This window comes from Pseudomonas sp. MONT-RG-20F-20-E-7-02 (assembly GCF_022662395.1).
Classification (GTDB): domain Bacteria; phylum Pseudomonadota; class Gammaproteobacteria; order Pseudomonadales; family Pseudomonadaceae; genus Aquipseudomonas.
In genome coordinates, this window is the sequence record NZ_JAKNQN010000013.1 from 51301 (window position 1) to 73939 (window position 22639).

Annotated in this window: 20 protein-coding genes; 6 read left to right on the plus strand and 14 right to left on the minus strand. The window is 62.6% G+C overall.

From position 1 onward, the window contains the following. Positions 1-2: 2 nt before the first annotated feature. The 10 genes from L8I05_RS27220 to L8I05_RS27265 form a co-directional block, all read right to left on the minus strand. A complete protein-coding gene (locus tag L8I05_RS27220) occupies positions 3-1013 on the minus strand; it encodes an iron ABC transporter permease (protein WP_242175008.1) in 1011 nt (336 codons plus the stop codon). Beyond that, positions 1010-1957: an ABC transporter substrate-binding protein gene (locus L8I05_RS27225; RefSeq protein ID WP_242175009.1), complete on the minus strand. Its 948-nt coding sequence runs from the start codon at positions 1955-1957 to the stop codon at positions 1010-1012. The genes L8I05_RS27220 and L8I05_RS27225 overlap by 4 nt, the downstream gene beginning before the upstream one ends. Then, positions 1954-2742 carry an ABC transporter ATP-binding protein gene (locus L8I05_RS27230; RefSeq protein ID WP_242175011.1) on the minus strand — a complete coding sequence of 263 codons (789 nt, stop codon included), beginning with the start codon at positions 2740-2742 and terminating at the stop codon, positions 1954-1956. The genes L8I05_RS27225 and L8I05_RS27230 overlap by 4 nt, the downstream gene beginning before the upstream one ends. Before the next feature lie 57 nt (positions 2743-2799). After that, positions 2800-4908 (minus strand): TonB-dependent receptor, encoded by a 2109-nt coding sequence (locus L8I05_RS27235; protein ID WP_242175014.1) that lies wholly within the window; start codon positions 4906-4908, stop codon positions 2800-2802. 152 nt (positions 4909-5060) lie between these two features. Next, positions 5061-6443, minus strand: a complete 1383-nt coding sequence (locus L8I05_RS27240; protein WP_242175015.1) for a PepSY domain-containing protein — start codon at positions 6441-6443, stop codon at positions 5061-5063. Positions 6444-6559: 116 nt separating this feature from the next. Next, a complete protein-coding gene (locus L8I05_RS27245; protein WP_242175017.1) occupies positions 6560-8620 on the minus strand; it encodes a TonB-dependent copper receptor in 2061 nt (686 codons plus the stop codon). A 93-nt stretch (positions 8621-8713) separates the two neighbouring features. Beyond that, positions 8714-9139, minus strand: coding sequence for a DUF2946 domain-containing protein (locus L8I05_RS27250; protein ID WP_242175018.1), 426 nt, complete (start codon positions 9137-9139; stop codon positions 8714-8716). Between the two features lie 10 nt (positions 9140-9149). Beyond that, positions 9150-9632, minus strand: a complete 483-nt coding sequence (locus L8I05_RS27255; RefSeq protein ID WP_242175019.1) for a copper chaperone PCu(A)C — start codon at positions 9630-9632, stop codon at positions 9150-9152. Positions 9633-9678: 46 nt separating this feature from the next. Continuing rightward, positions 9679-10074, minus strand: coding sequence for a DUF2946 domain-containing protein (locus L8I05_RS27260; RefSeq protein WP_177017409.1), 396 nt, complete (start codon positions 10072-10074; stop codon positions 9679-9681). A 133-nt stretch (positions 10075-10207) separates the two neighbouring features. Beyond that, on the minus strand, positions 10208-10735 hold the full coding sequence (locus L8I05_RS27265) for a hypothetical protein (RefSeq protein ID WP_242175023.1): 528 nt from the start codon (positions 10733-10735) through the stop codon (positions 10208-10210). A 391-nt stretch (positions 10736-11126) separates the two neighbouring features. Between L8I05_RS27265 and L8I05_RS27270 the strand changes: the two genes are divergently transcribed. Next, positions 11127-11375, plus strand: a complete 249-nt coding sequence (locus L8I05_RS27270; protein ID WP_242175027.1) for a DUF6124 family protein — start codon at positions 11127-11129, stop codon at positions 11373-11375. Positions 11376-11756: 381 nt separating this feature from the next. Here L8I05_RS27270 and L8I05_RS27275 read toward each other — a convergent pair whose 3' ends face one another. Together L8I05_RS27275 and cbiE are read right to left on the minus strand one after the other, a co-directional pair. Next, complete coding sequence (locus L8I05_RS27275; RefSeq protein WP_242175029.1) at positions 11757-12476, minus strand: cobalt-precorrin-6A reductase; 720 nt, start codon at positions 12474-12476, stop codon at positions 11757-11759. Then, complete coding sequence (gene cbiE, locus L8I05_RS27280; protein ID WP_242175031.1) at positions 12473-13678, minus strand: precorrin-6y C5,15-methyltransferase (decarboxylating) subunit CbiE; 1206 nt, start codon at positions 13676-13678, stop codon at positions 12473-12475. Before cbiE ends, L8I05_RS27275 begins: the two co-directional genes overlap by 4 nt. A gap of 38 nt (positions 13679-13716) precedes the next feature. On the opposite strand from cbiE, the gene cobG reads away from it, so the two are divergent. The 5 genes from cobG (at position 13717) to L8I05_RS27305 (ending at position 19068) form a co-directional block, all read left to right on the plus strand. Next, the gene (gene cobG / locus L8I05_RS27285) at positions 13717-15063 is read left to right on the plus strand and encodes a precorrin-3B synthase (protein WP_242175036.1); all 1347 of its coding nucleotides are present in this window, start codon (positions 13717-13719) and stop codon (positions 15061-15063) included. Further along, positions 15056-15682, plus strand: a complete 627-nt coding sequence (locus tag L8I05_RS27290) for a precorrin-8X methylmutase (protein ID WP_159953946.1) — start codon at positions 15056-15058, stop codon at positions 15680-15682. Before cobG ends, L8I05_RS27290 begins: the two co-directional genes overlap by 8 nt. Next, entirely contained in the window at positions 15682-16413 is a 732-nt protein-coding gene (locus L8I05_RS27295; RefSeq protein WP_242175038.1) for a precorrin-2 C(20)-methyltransferase, read from the plus strand. Before L8I05_RS27290 ends, L8I05_RS27295 begins: the two co-directional genes overlap by 1 nt. Next, positions 16413-18050: a precorrin-3B C(17)-methyltransferase gene (gene cobJ / locus L8I05_RS27300; RefSeq protein WP_242175040.1), complete on the plus strand. Its 1638-nt coding sequence runs from the start codon at positions 16413-16415 to the stop codon at positions 18048-18050. The genes L8I05_RS27295 and cobJ overlap by 1 nt, the downstream gene beginning before the upstream one ends. Before the next feature lie 238 nt (positions 18051-18288). Further along, on the plus strand, positions 18289-19068 hold the full coding sequence (locus L8I05_RS27305) for a hypothetical protein (RefSeq protein WP_242175042.1): 780 nt from the start codon (positions 18289-18291) through the stop codon (positions 19066-19068). On the opposite strand, the gene L8I05_RS27310 is transcribed toward L8I05_RS27305, so the two are convergent. Both L8I05_RS27310 and L8I05_RS27315 read right to left on the minus strand, forming a co-directional pair. Continuing rightward, entirely contained in the window at positions 19065-19661 is a 597-nt protein-coding gene (locus L8I05_RS27310; protein ID WP_003217330.1) for a MarC family protein, read from the minus strand. The two genes, L8I05_RS27305 and L8I05_RS27310, sit on opposite strands and share 4 nt — an antisense overlap. Positions 19662-19825: 164 nt before the next feature. After that, positions 19826-22600 (minus strand): hybrid sensor histidine kinase/response regulator, encoded by a 2775-nt coding sequence (locus L8I05_RS27315; RefSeq protein ID WP_242175045.1) that lies wholly within the window; start codon positions 22598-22600, stop codon positions 19826-19828. Positions 22601-22639: the final 39 nt, after the last annotated feature.

Below are 22639 nucleotides of genomic sequence, written 5' to 3' on the forward strand. Positions count from 1 at the left end.
CTTCAGCGCTTGCGCATCAGGCCGATAAAAAACAACCCGCCAATCGCCGCCGTCGCCACGCCAATGGGCAGGTCTTCGGGGGCGATCAGGGTGCGCGCGGCGACGTCGACCCACACCAGGAACACACTGCCCAGCAGCACGCACACGGGCAGTAACCGCCGATGCTCGGCACCGACCAAACGCCGGGCAATGTGCGGCACCATCAACCCGACAAAACCGATGGAGCCGCTGATCGACACCAGCACGCCGGTCATCAGCGACGCCACCAGGAACACCTTGAGCCGCACGTTGCGCGCGTTCAGGCCCAGGGTCACGGCGGTCTGCTCGCCGGCCATCAACGCATTCAGCGGCCGCGCCATGCCCAGCAGCAACAGCAATCCCAGCAGCACGGTCGCGGCGGGGATCGCCAACAGCTCCCAGCGGGCCAGGCCCAGGCCGCCGAGCATCCAGAACATCACCGCCGACGCGGCGCGGTGGTCGCCCATGAACAGCAGCAAATTGGCCACCGCCATCATCACGAACGACACCGCCACGCCGCACAGCAGCAGGCGATCACTTTCCAGGCGCCCGTTGCGACTGGCCACGGCCAGCACCACCAGCATGCTCAGCAGCGCACCAATAAACGCAGCGATGGGCAGGGTCAGCAGGCCGATGATTTCACCCACATGCAGCACCACGATCACCGCGCCAAGCGTGGCGCCGGAGGTAACCCCGAGCAGGTGCGGGTCGGCCAGCGGGTTGCGCGTTACTGCCTGCAACACTGCGCCGATCAACGCCAGCCCGGCGCCCACCAGCGCGCCGAGCAACATGCGCGGCACGCGGATCAGCCACACGATATGTTCCTGGCCGGTGCTCCAGTTCACCGCACCGATACCGAACGCCTTGTTCAGCAAAATCCGCCACACCACGTCCACCGGCACCCGCGCCGAGCCGAACCCCAGCGAGATCACGCAAGAGACCAGCAACAACGCGCCAAGCGCGACCAGCAACAAGGCGTAGCGCCGGGTAATCATTCGCCGTGAAACCCCTTGGCCAGGGTTTCCACCGCCAGCACGTTATCGATGCCCGGCGTGGCCTGCACATACGGGATCACGATAAACCGCTGGTTCTTGATGGCGTCCACCGATTGCAGGGCCGGGTTGTTGAGCAGGAACTGCTGTTTTTGCTCGGCGGTGACTTCGCTGTAGTCGACGATCACGATCACCTGCGGGTTGCGCTCCACCACGGTCTCCCAGTTGACGCGGGTCCAGCTGGCGTCGATGTCATCGAGAATGTTGCGCCCACCGGCCGCGTCGATCAGCGCCTGCGGCATGCCCAGGCGGCCGGAGGTCATGGCGCGGTCTTCACCGCTGTCGTAGAGAAACACGCGCGGCTTGTCGACGGGCAGGTCCTTTTGCACCTCGGCGACTTGCGCCTGCATCTGCGCGATCAAAGCATTGGCGCGGTCCTGCACGTCGAAGATCTTGCCCAGGTTGCGCAGGTCGTTATAGGTGTCTTCCAGGGTTGCGGGCGGGCGCTTCATCACAAACGCACACGACTCGGTCAGTTCGTACACGTTGATGCCCAGGGGTTGCAGGGTTTGCGGCGTCAGGTCGCCGCCCACGCGCATGCCGTAGTCCCAGCCAGCGAAGAAGAAATCCACGCTGGCATTGAGTAAGGTTTCCACTGACGGGTACTTGCTGGCCAGTTCCGGCAGGCCGTCGAGCAGGTGGGCCATCTCCGGGGTGACCGACTTCCAACCGGTTACGCCGCTGTAGCCGGCCATATGCGACTTGAGGCCCAGGGCGAGCATCATCTGGGTCATGTTGATGTCGTGGCTGACCGCGTGTTTCGGCGCTTCCTGGAAGGTCACGTCGCGATTGCAGCTTTTGATTGTCAGCGGGTAATGGGTCGCGTCGGCGAAGGCTTGAGCGGTGCCGAACGACAGGGCGAGAGACAGCAGGGCGCGCAGGATCATGGTTGGGTTATCCAGGTGATTCGGGGGTAGCCGGACAAGGGATGCGTGTCTATCAGGGCTTCGACGCCAAACACGTCGCGCAGTAATTCGGCGGTCAGTACCTGGTGTGGCGTGCCGCTGGCGACGATGCGCCCGTGGTTGATCACGTACAGGCGATCACAAAAGGCGGCCGCAAGGTTCAGGTCGTGGATGCTCGCCAGGGTGCCGATATTCAAGCGTTTGACCAGCCGCAGCAGCTCCAGCTGATAGCGTGGGTCGAGGTGATTGGTCGGCTCGTCGAGGATCAGCAAATGCGGTTGCTGGGCCAAGGCGCGGGCGAGAATCACCCGCTGTTTTTCACCGCCGGAGAGGGTGGCAAAGGCATGGTCTTCGAAGCCCTGCATACCCACCGACGCCAGTGCCTTCTGGATCAGTTGCTGGTCGTGCAGCGTGTCGCCATCGAACAAACCCTTGTGCGGCGTGCGGCCCATGGCGACCACTTCATCCACGCGCAAACCGAAGGCGTCGGGAAACTCCTGCAGCACCACGGCGATGCGTTGCGCGCACCACTTGGCGCTTTGCTTCCACACGTTCTGGTGGTCGAGCAGCACGTCACCGTGCTCCGGTTTGCTGAAGCGATACGCGCACCGCAACAGGCTGGTCTTGCCACTGCCATTAGGCCCTATCAACCCGACAAACTCCCCCACAGCGACCTGCAGGCTGGCCTCACGCAGCTGGAACCGGTGATTGCAGTGGTCGTGACCCGGTGGGGTCCAGCCAAGCTGGGTGAGGGTGAGTGAGGTCATCGTTATTCTCTGGTTCAACACAGTTCAACTGTGGGAGCTGGCGTGTGTGACATTCCGTTAAAAGGTGTAATCCGCCGTCACGAAGAACGAGCGCGGCTCGCCCAAAATCCACTGTTGGCCGTTGTTGTACTGGCTGACGGCGTAAGTGCGGTTGAACAGGTTGTTCAGTTCCAGCCCCAGCGTGGTGTTGCGCATGGCCTTCCACGACATGCTCGCATCGGCCACGGTGTAGCTCGGCACTTCGCGGGTGTTGGCGGTGTCGGCATACCGCGCGCTGACGTAACGCATGCCGGCGCCGGCACGCACATTGTCGCTCACGGCCTTGCTCAGCCACAGGTTGGCGGTGCGGTTGGGCACGTCCACCGGACGGTTGCCGGCGCGGGACACGGCCTGGTCATTTACCGTTTCGGAAAAGTCATCGTACTTCGCCCGCACAATGGCGGCGTTCGCCTGCAATTGCCAGGCGTTAGGCAGTTGCAGGTCGAGGCTGGCTTCCAGGCCCGTTGAAGATTGCTGCCCGACTTGTTGTTGCAGCGTGGTGCCGGGGATGTCTGTCAGCAGCTTCTTCTTGACGATGTGATAGGCCGCCAATGTCCATTCGCCGCGCGAGTCCCAGAACGCCTGCTTGATGCCGACTTCGGCCTGCTTGGCGGTGGATAAGCCAAACTGCTGCTGGCTTGGGCTCAAGCTGATCAGGCTGCCGACGCCGTCGGTGCTGGTCGCGTACTGGCCGTAGACCGAGGTGTCCGGCGTGATCGCGTAGACCAGGCCGGCTTTCCAGTTGTTGCCGGTGAGGGTTCTGTCGGCGTCCTGGTTCGCGGTGGTCAGGTCGTTGCTGTCGATGTGCAGATAGTCACGGCGCGCGCCGGTGATCAGCGAGAGTTTGTCGGTCAACTGCAGGCGGTTTTCGGCGAAGGCGGCGAGCTGTTTGGTGGTAGTCACAGACTGCGCAATAAACGGGCTGGCGCTTTCAAACGGCTGCGGCACTGGGTGGTTGATATCCACCGGTTGGCCTTGCTCCGTTGCATCGGTGAACGGCGCGTTGCTGGCCAGGCGGAAGCGAATGCGGTTGTACTCGACGCCCGTCACTGTCTGGCTGTCGAGGCCAAACAGCGTGTGCTTGAAGGTAAAGGTCTGGCGATCGCCGACCTGTTCCTGATCGTGCTTGATGCCCAGGTAGCTCTGGCGCGCGAGGCCGCCGTCGACATAGTTGTAGCTCTCGGCGTTCTGCCAGCGGCGCTGGTTTTTCAGGTACGACAGCTCGTTGGTGGCGGTGACGTTGTCGTTGAGCTGCCACTCGCTGGTCAGGCGCGTCCACTGGTCGTTGTAGTGCTGTTTGTCGTCGCTGACGTTGTAGTTCTTGTCACGCAGGCTTTTGTGCAACTGGCCGTTGATCAGCGGTGTGCCGTAATAATTCTGTGGGGTCTGGTCGCCGTAGTCGTGAGCCAGGGTGAAGCTCAGGTTCTCGGTCGGTTGCCAGCGCAGGGCACCGCTGACGAAATCGCTGGAGGAGTCGCCACGCGCGATGAAACCGTTGCTGCGCAGGCGGTTGACGTTCAGGCGATAGCTCAGCGTATCGGTCAGCGAGCCGCCGCTGTCCAGGGCTTGCTGCTGGCGGTCGTAGGAGCCGTAGCCGAGGCGGATATGGTTTTCGATCTCGCCTTCAAACGGCTTTTTCGCGAGGGTGTTGATCACCGCGCCGGTAGCGCCCTGACCGTACATCACCGAGGCCGGGCCGCGCAGCACGTCAACGCGCTCGACCGACCAGGTGTCCACCGGGAAGGTGGACGTGCCGGCGCCGTCGAACATGCGCTGGCCGTCGTACAGCTGCAGCACCGAACTCTGCCCGGTAAACCCGCGCGCCTGCAACGAGGTGCCGCCGTCACCGGGTGTGCCGGTGCGGCTGATGCCGGTAGCGCGGGAGATGGCGTCTTGCACGCTGGCGTCGCCGCGTTCGCGGATCTTCTCGCCGGTCTGGCTCTCGACACTGCCGGGGGTTTGCAGGGCCGTGAGGTTCAGGCGCGAGCCGGCGGTGGTCGGGGTGTTAAGGTCGACGCGTTCGTCATCCACGGCGGGCGCGGTCACGGGGCTGGCGGGCAGAGTCAGGGCCTGGGCGCTGTTGTGCAAGGCGAGCAGGCACAGGCCGGACGCTAGGTACTTGTTCATCGGTCGATCAATCGCTTCTTGAAGGGTGTACTCGCCGCCGGGCGCGGCGAGCAACGATAACGCAGAAAGTGTTATAAGTTAACACTTATTGGCTGCGCGACGAAAGTCGCGCAAGGCTACAGAAAGGCTCTGATATAGGCATCTCGCCGGCTTCATGCAGAACCTGAGGCAGATTCACGTTGGCCAAAAAAGCGCGCCAACACCAGGCGATCCAATGCCCACACCACGATCAACGAAGCGCCCACCAATGGGAAAATGATCGCGAGACCCAGCATGATCACCATCGCGGTTTTCCACTTCGGCAGGTCATGACGCAACGGCGGCACACCCAGCCCACCCGCAGGCCGACGCTTCCACCAGATCACCACGCCGCTGACGGCGCTGAGCAAAATCATCAGGCAGATCAGCAGCACGATCAGTTGGTTTACCCAGCCGAACATCTTGCCCTCATGCAGCATCACCCCGGTTTCGGTGGCGCGGGCGACGGTGTTGTAGTGTGCCCAGCGCACATCCGCGAGCACCTTGCCGGTGTATTGGTCCACATGCAGGGTGGCGTCATTGCGCGGGTCGTTGGCGAATACCGCAATGGTGAACACGCCCTCGGCGGTGGTGGGGAAGGTGATGCTGTAGCCGGGCTCGACCTTGCGCGCGTTGGCCAGGTCGACCACTTGTTGCAGGCGAATCGTGGGCGCCGCCGGGCCGGAGTGCATGGCGCCGTGGTTCATGTGCTCGGCGTGGTCGCCGGACATCGGCATCGGCGTGTTTTCCATGGCCCAGGGCACGGTCTGTTGGCTGGCGGTATTGAGCACGCGCGCCTGTTGGTCAGACTGCGGCACGTTGTTCCACATCGCCGCCGGAAAGCGATTCCACAGCTCGGCATATTGCTTGCCCCAGAAGCCGGTCCAGGTCATGCCGCTGAGCAGCATCACCAGCAAAAACGCCGCGCCCCAGAACCCGGCAACCGCGTGCATGTCGCGCCAGAACACTCGGCCACGGGTGTTGAACCTCGGCCATAACACCCCGGCCGACGACTTGCCGCGCGGCCACCACAGGTACACGCCGGACACTACCAGCATCACGCCCCAGCCTGCCGCGAGTTCCACCAAACGGTCGCCGACGGTGCCAATCATCAGCTCGCCGTGGAGTGCGCGGGCGATGGCTTGCAGGTTGTATTTGGCATCCTGTTCGCCGAGTACGGTGCCGCGATACGGATCGACAAACACCGTCACTTCACGCCCTTCGTTGTGCATCACCAATTGCGCGCTGCTGGTGGCGTCGGCGGGCGGCAGGTACTTGCTGATCTTGCCTTGGGGATACGCCGCCTGGGCGCGTTGCAATTGTTCGTCGGCACTCAGTGCGTGCTCGGCGGCTTGTACCTTGAGCAGGTCGCCATACATCAGCGGGTCGAGCTGGGGTTTGAACAGGTAGATGATGCCGGTCAGGGCCAGCAGCACCATGAACGGCGCGACGAAGAGCCCGGCGTAGAAGTGCCAGCGCCAGGCCAGGTTGTAGAAGGAAATCTTTTGAGTGGTCATCATTGGGCTCCGCAAGGCTTTAATTTTTTTGGGTCCGTTGTGCCGCCATCGCGGGCAAGCCCGCTCCCACAGGGGAATACATTCCAAGTGTGGGAGCGGGCTTGCCTGCGATGCTTTTAGAAGCTCATGTCCACCTTGGTCCAGAGCGTACGCCCCGGCTCCTTGATGGCTTGCGGGTCATTGGCCGGGTAGCCGAAACCGGCGTTACCGGCCAGGTTCAAGTGTTCGGCGTAAGCCTTGCCGAACAGGTTGTCGACGCCGGTGCTGACCTTGAAGTTTTTATTGATGCGGTACGCCGCGTTCAGCGAGAACACGCCAAAGCCACCACTCTTGTCGAAGTCCTTGCCGACCACGTTGCCCTTGTTCTGGTCGATGCGGTTTTGCGCCGCCACCACACGCCACAGGGCGCCGGCGCTCCAATCATCTTCGCTGTAGGTCAGGCCGAAGCGTGCGTCCAGCGGCGGCATTTGCGGCAGTGCCTTGCCGTCGCTGGTGTTCTTGCCCCAGGCGTAGGCGAGGCTGGCGTCGGCCTTCCAGTTGCGCGTCAGCTTGTAGGCCGCGCCCACTTCGCCGCCCATGATGCGCGCGTCGACGTTACGCGCCTGGGAGGTGGTGCCCATCATGCCGGGCCTGTAGTCGAACAGAATGAAGTCCTGGACCCGGCCGATGTAACCCGAGGCCCAGGCTTCGAGGTCGGCGGTTTTGTATTGCGCGCCGAAGTCGAGCTGGGTGGTTTTTTCCGGCTTAACGCCATCGAAGGCATTCACAGATCCGACCGCGCCAGTGTTTGGGGAAAACAGCTCCCAGTAGTCCGGGAAGCGTTCGGCGTGGCCCAGCCCGGCGTAGACGGTGGTGGGTGTGTCGGCCAGGTCGTGTTCATAGCGCACAAAGCCCGACGGCAGCGTCTCGGCGCGGGTGTCATCGGCGGTCGGGTTGGGGCGCGACATCATTCCCGAGCCGGTGGTTTGGCGAAAATCCTTGGCCGAGGCGCGGTCCAGGCGTGCGCCGGTGATCAGGCGATCACGCTCGGCGGCGTACCAGGTCAGTTCGCTGAACACGCCATAGTTGTGGAAGTTGGCGTCCTTGTTGCGCGGCAGGTCCTTGTAGGTGTCGATGCCCATGCTGCTGCGCTGGCGGTGTTCGTTGGTCTGCGCGTCCAGGCCGCTGATCAACTGCACATCGGCCCAGCGCCAGGTCGCCTTGATCCGCGCGCCGAGGGTGCGGCGGTCGACATTGGAGGCCATGGGCCCGGCCATCATGCCGGTGCCCGACGGCGTGCGCAGGCTGTAGTTGTCCATCACGTGGTCGGCGTAGTTGTAGTAGACCTGGGCCTCGACCTTATCCAGCACCTCGCCGATGTTGGATTTTTCAAAACGCAGCCCGAGGCTTTCGCGCAGGAACTGCGAACCGTCCATGCCACGCCCGGCGTAGCGCGCTTCGCCATCGCCACGCCCAGCGGTGAGTTCCAGCAGGGTGTCGGCGTCGGGGGTGAAACCGACGGCGACGTCGCCGTTCCATTTGTCGTAGCGCGAGGCAACCGTATGGTTGTTGCCGTCCTTGTAGTCATCGGCGTGCGCCTGGTTGCCGATCACGCGCACGTAGCCCAGCGGCCCACCGGCGGCGGCATCGATGACCTTGTCGAAGCGCCCGTTGGAACCGGCCAGCACGCTGGCATTGACCCGTGTGCCCAACTCGCCGAACTGCTCGGGTTCGCGGTCGAACAGGATGGTGCCGGCCGACCCGCCTGGCCCCCACAGCACGGTTTGCGGGCCTTTGATCACCGTGAGTTTGTCGTAGGTTTCCGGCGAAATATAGGAGGTCGGCGCGTCCATGCGGCCTGGGCAGGCGCCGAGCATCATGCCGCCGTTGGTGAGGATGTTCAGGCGCGAGCCGAACATGCCGCGCAGCACCGGGTCGCCGTTGGTGCCGCCGTTGCGTACCAGGGCGAAGCCGGGGATGGTCTTGAGGTAGTCGCCGCCATCGCTGGCGGGCACCGGTTGGCGCGGGTCTTTCGGGTTGGTAATCACAGTCAGCGGCGAGCTGGGGGCAATCGCGGTGATCACCGTGGGGCTCAACTCGTGATCATCCGCGTGTGCCTGTGGCACCAACAGCGCGCCACACAGAATAGCGAAAACGGGGGTACGTCCCAAACGGGTGTCAGCAGAAAACCTGGACATGACAAATTCCATCAATCAAGCGTAAACAACACGGCCAGCAGCCTGCGGCTGTCTGTCTAAAGTCGGCCGGTGTGAAGTAAGGAGGTGAAGTGCTTACGCAGTGATGGGCGGTGCGCGGCTGCGCGCGCCGGGGAAGATGCTTTGCCGGGCATGGCCCAGGCGGGTGGCGGGGGTAATGGCGTTGGCCGGCGGCGGGGTGCCGAGGCTGACGCAGGACACGCTGCCGGGCAGGGCCGGGCAACTGAAGAGCAGGCTGCAATAGCCGCACTTTTCCCAGAGGACGTGGTGTTCGTCAGGCGCTTGCTTGTGTTCGCCGTGGCCGCCGGACATGTCCATGCCCGCGGGCATTTGCATCGACATTTGCATCGACATACCGGCGTGATGATCCATCGGCATCGCTTGGGAAATCAGCGGACCGATAAAGATCATCAACATGGCGAACAGGCTGATCCAACTGCCGCGCATCAGGCTCATGGGCTGGCGGCGGTGTGCGGATAACCTGGCGCGAGGGGCGCCCATTTACGTTGGCCTATTGCGCGTGTTTATGCTCGTGGCCGGCCATTGGCGGCGTTTTCTGGACCGAGACTTCCACTTCAACCTTGCCGGCTTTTTCGAAGGTCAGGGTCAGCGGGAATTGCTTGCCATCGGCCAACAGGCTGCGGTCCTTGAGGCCCAGCAGCATCACGTGATAGGCCATGGGCGCGAAGGTCAAATCACCCTTGGCGGGCACGGCGACGGTTTCCACTTGCTGCATCTTCATCAAGTCGCCTTGCATCACATGCTCATGCAACTCGGCCTTGTCCGCCACCGGCGTCGCAACGCTGAGCAGGCGGTCCGGCGTTTCACCGGTGTTATGAATCACAAAGTATGCCGCGACAGTCGGCGCATTCGGCGGCAACTCCTGGGACCACGGATCGCTGACCAGCAGGTCGCCGGCCTTGTAGTCATCGGCATTTGCAGCAACACACACCGGCAGCAGCAACGCAGCCAGAAGCAGGGAAGATTTGAGCATGGCAGTTCTCCAGAACGGTTCTAAACGCAGTTCACTTGCGAAGAAATCAGACCGTTGGAGAGGCGCGCGGGTTAAGGCTCGGCCATTGCTGGCGCGGCGTAGGGGCTTGCAGTGAAGGCGGCGGCAGGCTCTGCACCGCCGCAAACCGCGTCACGTACAACTGCGGCACATGCCCCGGCAACGCCACCAACGGCGGTGAGCCCGAGCAACACCAGCAATGCTGCATGGTGGAGTGGTCGTCCTGTTGCGGCGCCGGAATCTCCAGCTTGCCCAGGGCAATCGTCTTCAGGCTGGCGCCATTGGACGAACAGAAACTGCCCCACAGCAATTGCTGAACAGGGTCTTGGGACTGCTGCATCGCACTGGCCATCGGCATGGCAAAGGCGTTGAACAGCACTGCAAAGCAGGCGATCCACACAATTGCAAAGCGTTGACGGGCCATGGCGGACAATCCGTAGGGTTAAGCGATCAGGTGGGTATTTAGCCTGATCGCTGGGGATAAGTAAAAAGCGGCGGTGTGGTTTGGTGTCGCAGTGGTTGCCTTCATGATAGACGGGAACCACCGATTGCCAATCTTAACCCTGTGGGAGCTGGCTTGCCTGCGATGGCATCACCTTGGCCTGGCTGGAAGACCGAGTCGCCTGCATCGCAGGCAAGCCAGCTCCCACAGGTTGGATTGTGCTCGGCTGTTGCTGGGCGTTGAGCCTGCTGGTTGCGCGGGCAATGCCGTCTCGCGCCATTTTGATCAATGAGCCATCGCCTGGGTCTTCTTCGATGCTGGCTTCGAGGTAAGCATCCATATCTTCTTGTGTACAGAGATGGTCGGCAACATCGAAACGCGCGAACTGTGTCTTCCTGTCAGGTAGACATTGCGCTTTTTTCAGCCATTGGTTTAACCGTGCTGCGACTTGGGGTTTATCTGATGTCAGGGCGTCCGCTTCAAGGCCGAGCGCGTGGGCAAACTCTGGATTGGCGGCTATGTAGTCGACATTCGTCTGTTCAACAGGTCGAGTTAAGCCCCGCGCACGGGATTTTTTAGTCATGTGATGAGCCTCATGTTTAACGTCGGTGCACGAAATGTTGAGGATCATGGCCAAAGGCATGCGCTTCTCGGTAGTCAGCCGCCTCTAGTACTGATGTAGGCTGCTTCTTGTTGAGCCTCTATGTAACTCCAATGTGGGAGCCTTCTACAGAAACGTCCCACAAGGATTTAAGGTTGTCCCTAGGAAGGTGGAACTCTAGTCTCCATGCACCGCTGAGAACACAGTGGTCGGGCGTCGCGGCCCGGATTTCTCCAGACGCAAAAGCGTCATCGTCTCCTTTCAGTTGGCGCTTTTTTATCGTCTACTGTGCGGCGCTATGGCGGCTGTGCGCGGGATACCTTCGGGTATGCCGGTGTTCTGGAGAATCGGTCCGCGAACCTGCGTACAGCTGCCACCCCATCGCGTCGCGGCGATCAATGGCAGCTCCTATTTACTTCTCCGGAGCTTCACAATGATTAAACCCACTCCCAATCCCCCTGTATGTCTATTTACAGTAGCCGACGGAATCAGCACCGAAGACCTGCTGGTCAATCTCAGCGAAACACTCGCCTCGGCCAATGCGCTGAGTTGCGACCTTGCCTTTGACCTGGATGGCCCGAAACGAGAGGAGTTGCTCGGCGTTGCGCAGTTGATTGAGCTGGCGCAGTTGCTGGCTGATCGAGTGCATAAGGGCGTCGGGCAAACGAAAACTGCAGCCTGATAACACAGTTCCAAATGTGGGAGCGGGCTTGCTCGCGAAGGCGGTGTATCAGTAACGGCCAGGCTGACTGACCCACCGCCATCGCAGGCAAGCCAGCTCCCACAGTTATTTGTGCCTGGCCAAAATTTTGCGCTCGCCACAAACCAAATGTGGGAGTGGGCTTGCTCGCGAAGGCGGTGTATCAGTAACGGCCAGGCTGACTGACCCACCGCCATCGCAGGCAAGCCAGCTCCCACAGTTATTTGTGCCTGGCCAAAATTTTGCGCCCGCCACAATCCAAATGTGGGAGCGGGCTTGCCCGCGATAACGGTGGGTCAGCCAGTGATTTATTGGCTGACCCACCGCCTTCGCGAGCAAGCCCACACATTGGAAAGGTGGTGTTTAGAGCGTGTTGACGGCCTGTAGCACCGCCGCCACGGTAGTGAATTCTCGGTCTACCTCAGCCAACACCGGCCGCTTCAAGACAAGCACCGGTATTCCCAGTTCCCGCGCCACTTCCAGCTTCGGCTCGGTGGCCGCACTACCGCTGTTCTTACTGATCAGCACATCAATCCCACGCCGCTCAAACAGCGCGCGCTCGTCTTCGATCAGAAACGGCCCACGCGCGCCAATGACTTCACAGCGCGCATTTCCCGGATACACATCCAGCGCGCGCAGCGTCCAGAACTGATCGGCGGGGATTTCATCGAGGTGCTGCAATGGCTCGCGCCCCAGTGTGAACAGCGGGCGCTTGAAGGGTTTCAACGCTTCAATCAACTCGGCCCAATCACTGACCTCACGCCAGTCATCCCCGGCTTGCGGTTGCCACGCTGGTCGCCGCAAGGCCCAGCAAGGAATGTCGCACAACTGCGCAGCCAGGGCGGCATTCCGGCTGATCTGAGCCGCATAGGGATGTGTGGCGTCGAGGATCAAGCGGATATTTTCATCGCGAACAAACTGGGCGAGGCCTTCAGCCCCGCCATAACCACCGACACGCACTTGGCAGGTGAGGTCGGTAGGCACACGGCCCACACCGGCCAAACTGTAGAGATGTTCCGGCCCCAGTGTGCGGGCGATGGCCAGCGCTTCCGTCACGCCGCCCAGCAGCAGGATGCGTTTCATAACGGCTTGACCAGGTCCAGCAGCGTGATCGGCAGCGCCTGGCGCCAGGTGTCGAACTCGCCCAACGGCTGGGCCTGCGCCACATGAATGCGCGTCAGCTCACCGCCGTGTTGGGCGCGCCAGGCCATCAAGGTCATTTCGCTTTGCAGGGTCACGGCATTCGCCACCAGGCGGCCGCCGGGGCGCAGCTGCTGCCAGCAGGTGTCGAGTACGCCATCGCGGGTGACGCCGCCGCCGATGAAGATGGCGTCCGGTGCTTCCAGGCCGTGCAGCACGTCCGGCGCCTTTCCACGAATCAATTGCAAGCCGGGCACGCCAAGGGCGTCGCGGTTGTGTTCGATCAAGCCCTGGCGGCCGGTATCGGCTTCAATCGCCAGTGCGCGGCAGCTCGGGTGGGTGCGCATCCATTCGATGCCGATGGAGCCGCTGCCTGCACCCACGTCCCAGAGCAATTCGCCGGGCATGGGCGCGAGGCGGGCGAGGGTCATGGCGCGCACGTCGCGCTTGGTCAGTTGGCCGTCATGTTTGAAGGCTGAATCGGGCAGACCGGCGAGGCGCGACAGGCGCGGTGCATTGGCGTCGGCGAGGCAGTCGATAGCGACCACGTTCAAGTCGGCGACCGAGGCGTGTTCCCATGACTGGGCCAGCCCATCGATACGCTGCTCATCCGCGCCGCCCAAATGTTCAAACACGCTCAACCGGCTTGGCCCAAACCCGGATTCAACCAGTAGCGACGCAATCGCCGCCGGGCTGCGCCCATCATTGCTCAACACCAGCACGCGCACGCCGCTGGCCAGATGCGCGTTAAGCGCCGCCAATGGCCGAGCCACCACGGATAACGTCACCACTTCCTGCAACGGCCAACCCAACCGCGCCGCTGCCAGGGAAACAGACGACGGCGCCGGCAAAATCAGCAATTCTTCAGCCGCCACCTGCCGCGCCAGGCTGGCGCCCACGCCATAGAACATCGGGTCGCCGCTGGCCAGCACGCACACAGGCTCGCCGCGCCGCGCCAGTACCGGCTCCAGGGAAAACGGGCTCGGCCACAGCTCGCGCTCGCCACGAATACACACCGGCAACAAGTCCAACTGGCGTTGGCCACCTATAATCCGAGTGGCGCGCAGCAGGGCATGCCGGGCGTTTCTGCCCAGCCCCTTGAAGCCGTCTTCACCGATGCCTACAACCGTCAGCCAGGGCGACATATGAATTCCTTGAACGACATCCGACGGGCAGGCTTTTCATGCCGCCGGACAAAGCAGGCATAATACCGCGCCTTTACCCGTCAACCGGTAGCCCCGTGAACCCAACGCCCGCTGTGAATACCTTGCGCCCCTCGGCTTGTCCGGGGTTGCTGCGTATTGTCCAGGCGTTGGATGGCGGCATTTGTCGGATCAAATTGGCCGGTGGCTCGATCACTGCGGCCCAGGCGATTGCGGTGGCGGACGCGGCCCAGGCCTATGCGGGCGGGGTGATCGAGGCCACCAACCGCGCCAACCTGCAGATTCGCGGGATCGGCGCCGAGCAGGACGCCTTGATCGCCCTGCTGCTGGCTGCGGGCCTTGGCCCGAACAACGCCGCCGGTGACGACGTACGCAACCTGATGCTCAGCCCCAGCGCCGGCATCGACCCGCACATGCTGTTCGACACGCGCCCGCTGGCCGAGCAGATCCTGGCGACACTGCAAAACCATCCGCGTTTCCATGAGCTGTCAGCCAAATTCGCTGTGCAACTGGATGGCTGTGAGGCCCTGGCGATGCTCGAGCATCACCATGACGTGTGGTTGTCGGCGTTTGAACGGGATGGCCAGACGTTGTTGGCCTTCGGCCTGGCCGGTTGCCCGGGGTTGGATGCGCCCTTCGCGGCGGTGCCTCTGGAGCAAGGTCATGCCTTGGTCGTCGCGGTGCTGGAGCTGTTTCTCGACCTGGCGACCCCGACGCAAACCCGCATGCGTCATCTGGCTGTGGATAACTTACTGAGCCGTCTGAACCTGCCGCTGCTGCCGGTGGATGGCTTCAAACGCCCGGCCAGTGGGGCTTGTTTGCACCTGGGAACTTATCCACAGCGTCAAAAAGATCTGTTCTACGTCGGCGCCGTTGCGCCGTTGGGCCGCCTGGATTCAACCATGCTCCAAGGCGCCGCGCAGTTGGCCAGCGCATTCGGCGACGGCACGTTGCGCTTCACGCCCTGGCAGGGCGTACTGCTGCCCAACGTTAAAAACCACACCGCCGTGACTGAAGGTTTGCAGCGGTTGGGCTTTCTCTGTTCAGTCGACCAACCCCTGGCGCGCCTGATCGCCTGCACCGGTTCCAGCGGCTGCGGCAAAGGCCTGGCCGATACCAAGGCCGACGCCCTGCAATTGGCTGCGCTGCAACCTGGCATCGAGGTGCACCTGTCCGGCTGCCCGCGTTCCTGCGCCGCCGCGCACACCGCGCCGGTCACCTTGCTGGCGGTAAGCCCCGGCCACTACGACGTCTATTTTCGCGAGGCAGCCGAGCCGGGTTTTGGCCGGCTGCACGCACGCACTCTTTCCATTGAAGCGGCGGGCGCCCTGTTACGCGCACGCTCACGGAGCAACACCGATGATTGATTACATCCGCGACGGTCAGGAGATCTATCGCAACTCCTTCGCCATTATTCGCGCGGAAGCCAAGTTAGAGCGCATCCCGGCTGATTTGGAAAAACTCGCGGTGCGGGTCATTCATGCCTGTGGCATGGTCGAGGCGATTGACGGCCTGCAGTTCTCCGAAGGCGCCGGCAAGGCCGGGCGCGATGCGCTGGCCGCTGGTGCGCCGATTCTGTGTGATGCGCGGATGGTCTCCGAAGGGGTGACCCGCGCGCGCTTGCCGGCCAACAATGAAGTGATCTGCACCTTGCGCGACGACAGCGTGCCGGAGCTGGCGCGTGAGTTGGGCAACACCCGCTCCGCCGCTGCGCTGGAACTGTGGCGTCCGCACCTGGAAGGCAGCGTGGTGGTGATCGGCAACGCGCCGACCGCGTTGTTCTACCTGCTGGAGATGCTCGACGCCGGCGCACCGAAACCGGCGCTGATCCTCGGCTTCCCGGTCGGCTTTGTCGGCGCCGCCGAATCCAAGGCCATGCTCGCGGCTGACAGCCGTGGCGTGCCGTTCGTGATCATGCAAGGCCGCCTCGGCGGCAGTGCAATGGCCGCCGCTGCGGTCAACGCCTTGGCCACGGAGGTCGAGTAATGCAGGCACGTGGACGTTTGATTGGCCTGGGCGTCGGCCCCGGCGACCCGGAACTGATCACCCTCAAGGCCCTGCGCCTGCTGCGTGAATCGCCGGTGGTGGCGTACTTCGTGGCCAAGGGCAAGAAGGGCAACGCCTTCGGCATCATCGAAGACCACTTGGTGGCGCAACAGACCTTGATGCCGCTGGTGTACCCGGTGACCACCGAAGTGCTGCCGGCGCCGCTGTCCTACGAGCAAGTCATCAGCGACTTTTACGACACGGCCAGCCTGGACGTGGCCGCGCACCTGGACGCCGGGCGCGATGTGGCGGTGATCTGCGAAGGCGACCCGTTCTTCTACGGTTCCTACATGTACCTGCACGACCGCCTGGCCGAGCGTTATGAAGCCCATGTCATTCCTGGCGTGTGCTCGATGCTCGGCGGCGCCTCGGTGCTCGGCGCGCCGTTGGTGTATCGCAATCAGAGCCTGTCGGTGCTCTCGGGCGTGCTGCCCCATGACGACCTCAAGCGTCGCCTGGCGGACGCCGATGCTGCGGTAATCATGAAGCTCGGTCGCAACTTCCCCAAGGTGCGCCAGGTGCTGGAAGAACTCGGCCTGGCCGAGCGCGCGCTGTATGTGGAGCGCGCGACCATGGCCAACCAGAAAATCGTGCCGCTGGATCAGGTTGACCCGGCGTCTTCGCCGTATTTCTCGCTGATCATCGTGCCGGGTGAAAGGTGGCAAGGTTGATGCGCCCGGCGATTGTCATTCTGGGCCAGGGCAGCCTGGCCACGGCGCGCAAGATTGCGCAGGTTTACCCCGGCGCGCTGATCCATGGCCTGGCCGGGCGCGTGGAAGGCGCCGACCAGACCTACACCGAGTTCGGCGCCACCCTGCGCCAGTTGTATCAACACGGCACGCCGCTGATTGCGTTGTGTGCAGCCGGCATTGTGATCCGCACCCTGGCGCCGCTGCTGCTGGAAAAAGGCGAAGAACCCGCCGTGCTGGCCGTGGCGGAAGACGGCAGCGCTGTGGTGCCGTTGCTCGGTGGCCTTGGCGGTGTGAACGTGATGGCGCGGGACATCGCCGCTGCACTGGACGTGTCTGCTGCGATCACCACCAGCGGCGAGCTGCGTTTCGGCACCTGCCTGCTCAACCCGCCTGCGGGTTACCAATTGGCGGATCTGGAACTGGGCAAGCGCTTTGTCTCGGACCTGCTGGCCGGCGAAAGTGTGCGTATCGAAGGCGCAGCGCCCTGGCTGGACCAGGCGAATTTGCCGCAGGATCAGCAGGCCCGCCTGGCGATTCATGTGGGCAGCGCCGAGCGTGCGCCGGTGGCCAATGAATTGCTGATTTACCCCAAGACCGTGTGCGTCACCTGCAAGCCCGGCGCGCACTTGGCTGAACGTGTGCGGGCGGCATTGCACGACGCGGGCATTGCGCTGCAATCCCTGGCCTGCCTGTTGGCCAGCGATACGCAGATGGCCGAAGCTAGCCTGCATGAGGCTGCATTGGAATTGGGTGTGCCGTTGCGTTTCTCTGGCGTCACGCACGAGGCGGACATCGTTATCAGTGTGGCCGAGCAACCGCTGGACCTGGCGCACGTCGGTCGCCCGCGTGGCCGCCTGGCGGTGATCGGCCTGGGCCCTGGCGCCGCCGAGTTGATGGTGCCGGCCGTCAAGGCTGAGCTGGCGCGTTGCACCGATGTGCTGGGCTATGAAACCTATGTGCGCATGGCCGGGCCGTTCCGCGCCGATCAGGTACAACATTGCACGGATAACCGCGAAGAGATGCAGCGCGCGCGGCATGCGTTTGAGCTGGCCGCGCAGGGCCGTTCCGTGGTGGTGGTGTCGTCCGGTGACCCGGGCGTCTTCGCCATGGCTGCTGCCGTGATCGAGGCTTTGCATGAGTCGAATGACCCGGCCTGGCATCAGGTCGACCTGGAAATTCTGCCGGGCGTTTCGGCTTCGCTGGCCACCGCCGCCCAGGCGGGTGCGCCGCTGGGCCATGACTTCTGCGTGATGTCGCTGTCGGACAACCTCAAGCCGTGGTCGATTATCGAAAAGCGCCTGGACCTGGCGTCCCAGGCCGACCTGGCGCTGGCGTTCTACAACCCGATCTCGCGTTCGCGGCCATGGCAACTGGGACGCGCGCTGGAAATCGTCGCGCTGCACCGCACGCCTGAAACGCCGGTGGTGCTGGGGCGCGATATCGGTCGTCCAGGCCAGACCCTGCGCGTCACCACGCTTGGGCAATTGACACCCGAGCAGGTCGACATGCGCACCATGGTGCTGATCGGCTCATCCACCACCTGTGTGTTCCCGCGCGCCGGTGGCGGTGAGTGGGTGTACACGCCACGTTGGTATGGCAACAAGCCCGCCCCCTGAAAACTGCCTGCCGCACGTAAGAAAGCTCCGAGTAATGCTGGGTGAAAGCCTGGCGCTGCTCGGAGCTTTTTCTTTTTTCATCGATGAAATACGCAAGGCCGCGAGGTACGCCTTGTAATTGCTGGGTCAGCCTTTTTCGGAGGGCGAGCCAAGCGATGTTTGTCGTCTGGATAGCCCGCCAGGCACTCGTCTAGTGTGGAGGCAAACCCCATGTGGGGTGCTTGTGGAGAACTGAAAAATGGAGCGACATCACAAAAGGATCATCAGCGCGAAAAGGCGCAAATTGATTGCCGCCTACAAATTGCCAGGGGCGCCTGCAACACAGCCTGCCGGGCCGGTGGAGACTGACGATGAGTGCAATGCGGCCGTGGTGAACAACGGGGTCATCTCGTTTATCGAGGGTATGTCCGCCCTCAACCGCGAGTACGTGCGCAAGAGTTACCTGCTTGCGAGTAGTTATGTCAGCGAGGTGTTGAAGGTACAGCGTGGCACAGAGGCCTGGTACGACGAATTTATCAAGGTGATGGTCAGCCTCGGCTGGCTGCCGGTGCGCAGCCGTTTCGAACGGGTCTCACACACCGGCAAGGGCCTGACCGTGCAGCTGGCGGCACTGAATATGATTGCCGCGATGTTGGCCTCGACAGCACTGGCCGGGCCATTGCTCGCGGTACTGCCCAAGTTGGCGGCTGATGCACTCGAAGCGCTGAAGCGACAACCGGCTTCATTCGAGCTGTTCATGCGCAACAGCACGGTGCACCAGGGCGGGGATTTCGGCCTGGCGTCCTGTGCCGAAGCCGAGGGTGAAGTGACGATGGTGCTGGTGACTTATAGCTCCCACGGCGTGAGCAAACAGTTGGGGTTGCCGTTTCTGGAGTGGGACAGCGCCTCGTTCGAGGCCTTCAGCGGGCAGACCTGCCTGGTGCTGAATACCTCGGTGGTCAACGAAAACACGATTCAACTGATGCGTGAAAGCGCGGGCGATAAAGTGCAATTGGCGATCGCCAAATACCGAATTTAAGGCACCAGGTAGCCGCGCACGCCGGTAAAGATGATTTGTGCGGCGAGGGCGCATACGAACAACCCCATCAACCGGCTGACAATCTGCAAGCCCTGGTCACCCAGAATGCGTTCGATACGGTTGGACAGGTACAACACCACGCCCACCGTCAGGCTGGCCAGGGCGATGCTGAGAATGGCGGTGATCTTGTCATCCCAGTGCGGTTGGCTGACGCCCATTACCAGCAGCGCACCAATGGTGCCGGGGCCAACCGTGAGCGGAATGGTCAGCGGCACGATGGTCACGTCCTGCTGCACGTTGTCGGTCTGTACGGCGGATTTGCCTTGGGCCATGCCCAGGGCAGAGATAAACAGCACGCTGCCGGCGCCGATGCGGAAGGCGTCCACGGTGATGCCGAAGACACTGAAAATCACCCGGCCGAACAAGTACAGCAACACGCTCGACACCAGCGTCGCCAGGGCCACTTTCCAGGCCAGGCGCCGACGCTCTTTGCTGGAATAACCACGGGTCAGGCTGATAAAGCAGGACAGCACGAAGAACGGGCTGTAGAGCACGAGCATCTTCAGGTAAACGCTGAATAACACGTGGAGCATGAGGGCGGCTCGCGATGGGAGAAGTCTGCGGAGTCTATCAGGCGCAACCGGGCAAATGTGGGAGCTGGCTTGCCTGCGATAGCGGTATGTCAAGCAACTGGCGTGTCGCTAATACACCGCTATCGCAGGCAAGCCAGCTCCCACAGGGGCGGTTGCATTTCAGGTCACGAAACGGTGCTGTGTTCCTGTTTTTGCTGGCGCTGCGCCACCCAGAACTCCACCAGTTCGCGCAACTGCGACAACTCCACCGGCTTGGCCATATGCCCGTCCATCCCGGCTTGGCGCGCACGCTCTTTATGTTCCGAGAGGATATGCGCAGTCAGCGCAACCACCGGCGTGCGAATGCGCTGGTGGCTGACTTCCCATGCGCGCAGTTGCTGAGTGGCGGAGAAGCCATCAAGGATCGGCATTTCACAGTCCATCAACACCAGGTCGTAACGCTGGGCCTTCATGGCCTCGAGCGCTTCTTCGCCATTGCTGGCGGTATCCGGGTTGAGGTTGAGCTTGCCGAGCATGCCGCGAATGACTTTGGTAGAGATGCTGTTGTCTTCGGCCACCAGGATGCGGAAATCGGCGGGCACGGTCACGGCCGCGGGTGCGCTGAGGGCCGGGCGCGGCTGTACCACGCCTTTGCTGCGCTGGGTCAGTTCGTCGGCCAGGGTGGTCTTCAGCGTATAGCCGGCCACCGGCTTGGCGAGGATGCGCTTGATCCCGCAGTTGCGCGCGATGATCTTGCTCGGCGCGTTGCTGATGCCTGTGAGCATGATCAACAGGATGTCGTGGTTCAGGCTCGGGTCTTCCTTGATCTTTGCCGCCAGTTGCATGCCGGTCATGCCAGGCATGTTCTGGTCCAGCAGGACCACGTCGAAGTAGTCGCGCAGGTGCGCTTTGGTGCGCAGCAACGCCAAGGCTTCTTTACCGGACGGCACGGCGCTGACATTCAGGCCCCACGCCGTGCATTGCTGCACGAGAACCTTGCGGCAGGTGTCGTTGTCGTCCACCACCAACACCCGTGCGCCTTTGAGTGGGCCGTCGAGGTCGGAGGTCGGGTGTTCCAGGCGCTCCGGGTCCAGCGGCAGGGTCAGCCACAGCGTGCTGCCCTGGTGGCTGCCACTCTTGATGCCGAACTCGCCGTTCATCAACAGGATCAGTTGGCGGGCGATCACCAGGCCCAGGTGGCCACTCAAGCGGGTGGCCGAGAGGAAGTTCTTGCTGTGCAATTCGCTGTGCAGCAACGCATCGCGCTCGGCGGCTTCCATTGGCAGGCCGCTGTCTTGCACGGCGATGCGCAAGCGTGGCTTGGTGCTGCGCTCGTCGAGGGCGACGACGATCAGCACTTCACCTTCGTCGGTTTTTTGCAGGGCATTTTCCAGCAGGCTCAGCAGTGCCTGGCGCAGACGCGTCGGGTCGCCACTGATGACGCGCGGTACCTGGGGCTGGATGAAGCTGATCAGCTCGACGTTCTGCTGCTCGGCCTTGGCGCGGAAGATACTCAGGCAGTCTTCGATCAGCGCATTGAGGTCGAACTGCACGTCGTCCAGTTCGATCTGCCCGGACTCGAGCTTGGAGATATCGAGGATCTCGTTGATCAACGTCAGCAGTTCATTACCGGCACTGTGGATGGTCTGCACGTAGTCACGCTGCTTCACTGACAGCGGTGTGCCGAGCAGCAGCTCGGTCATGCCCAGCACGCCGTTCATGGGCGTGCGGATCTCATGGCTGATCTTGGCCAGGAACTCGGCCTTGGCGGCGATTTCGGCGTTACTGGCTGCCAGGTCGCGGCTGAGGCTGAAGCGCGCCTCGACAATCGCACGCTGGCGTTCGCCCAGGGCCAGGCTCATCAGCAAGCCACTGAGGCAGATGAAACCGAGCAGAGTCACGATCAAGCCTTGCGGCGCCACCAGCGTCAGACCGAGCAGGGCAGGCAAGATGACCAGTGTGCCGATGTTGAACACCACCATTGCCGCTACAAACAAGCGCGCCGGCCGGTAGCCTTTTTGCCAGTGGTAGGCCGAGACAAACAACATGCTCAAGCCGGCCAGGGCCACCAGTGCATAGGTGATGATGTTCAGCGGCAAGGTGTTGACGAACAGCAGCAACAGGCCGCAGAGCACGATAAACAGGATATCGGCCATCAACAGCTTGTTCAGCGGGTGCGGGCCCAGCGGCATGAAGAAACGGTAGGCAAACATCAGCCCGCACGGCGCGGTCAGCAGCAGGGCGAGGTAAGCGCCGGGGGTTTGGATAGCGTGCCAGTTCGGCAGCCATGGCCCCACCAGGTTGAGCAACAACGCCAGGCTGAGCATCAACAGTACTTCGCAGGCGGCCAGCCACAGGCTGCTGCGCGAACGGTGATAAGCGAAGCGTGTGAGGTTGTGCAGGATCAGCATCAACAGCACGCCGAACAGCAGGCCGTAGATCAGCGTCTGGGTCTGGTCGGCGGCGGCCAGTACGGCCGGTTCCAGGGTGATATAGGGGCGCAGCTCGTGCTCCGAGACCAGGCGCAGGTAAACCTCGAGGGGCTTCTGGCTCTGGGGCATCGGCAGCATGAAGTCGCTGCTGGGCAACGGGCGTTCCGCCTGGGGCTGGCGGGTGCCGGTGCTTTGTTGTTCCACCAGGGTGTCGCCGTCCAGTACATAGAGGCTCAGGTGGGACAGGTCCGGGGCGAATACCCGCAGCACTTGCTCGTGCTTGCCGGGTTGCAGTTTGAAGCGAACCCACAACGCACCGCTCGGGTCAGCAGCAGTGATCCGGTCCAGTTCGATGGGGCTGAATTGATTGGTGTAGCGGGCGGAACGGATGTCGCTCAGTTGCAGGTCGGCCTGTTCATCAAGCAATACTGCCCAACCACTGCCTTGCGCGGCGGCCTGGGCCGGGAACAAGCAGAGCAGGGTCAGTAGACTGACTGTGAAGCCTATGGCGATCCTGAGCCAGCGCACGGCGAAATCCCTTCGTAGGTTGATGCACGGGTTAACTAT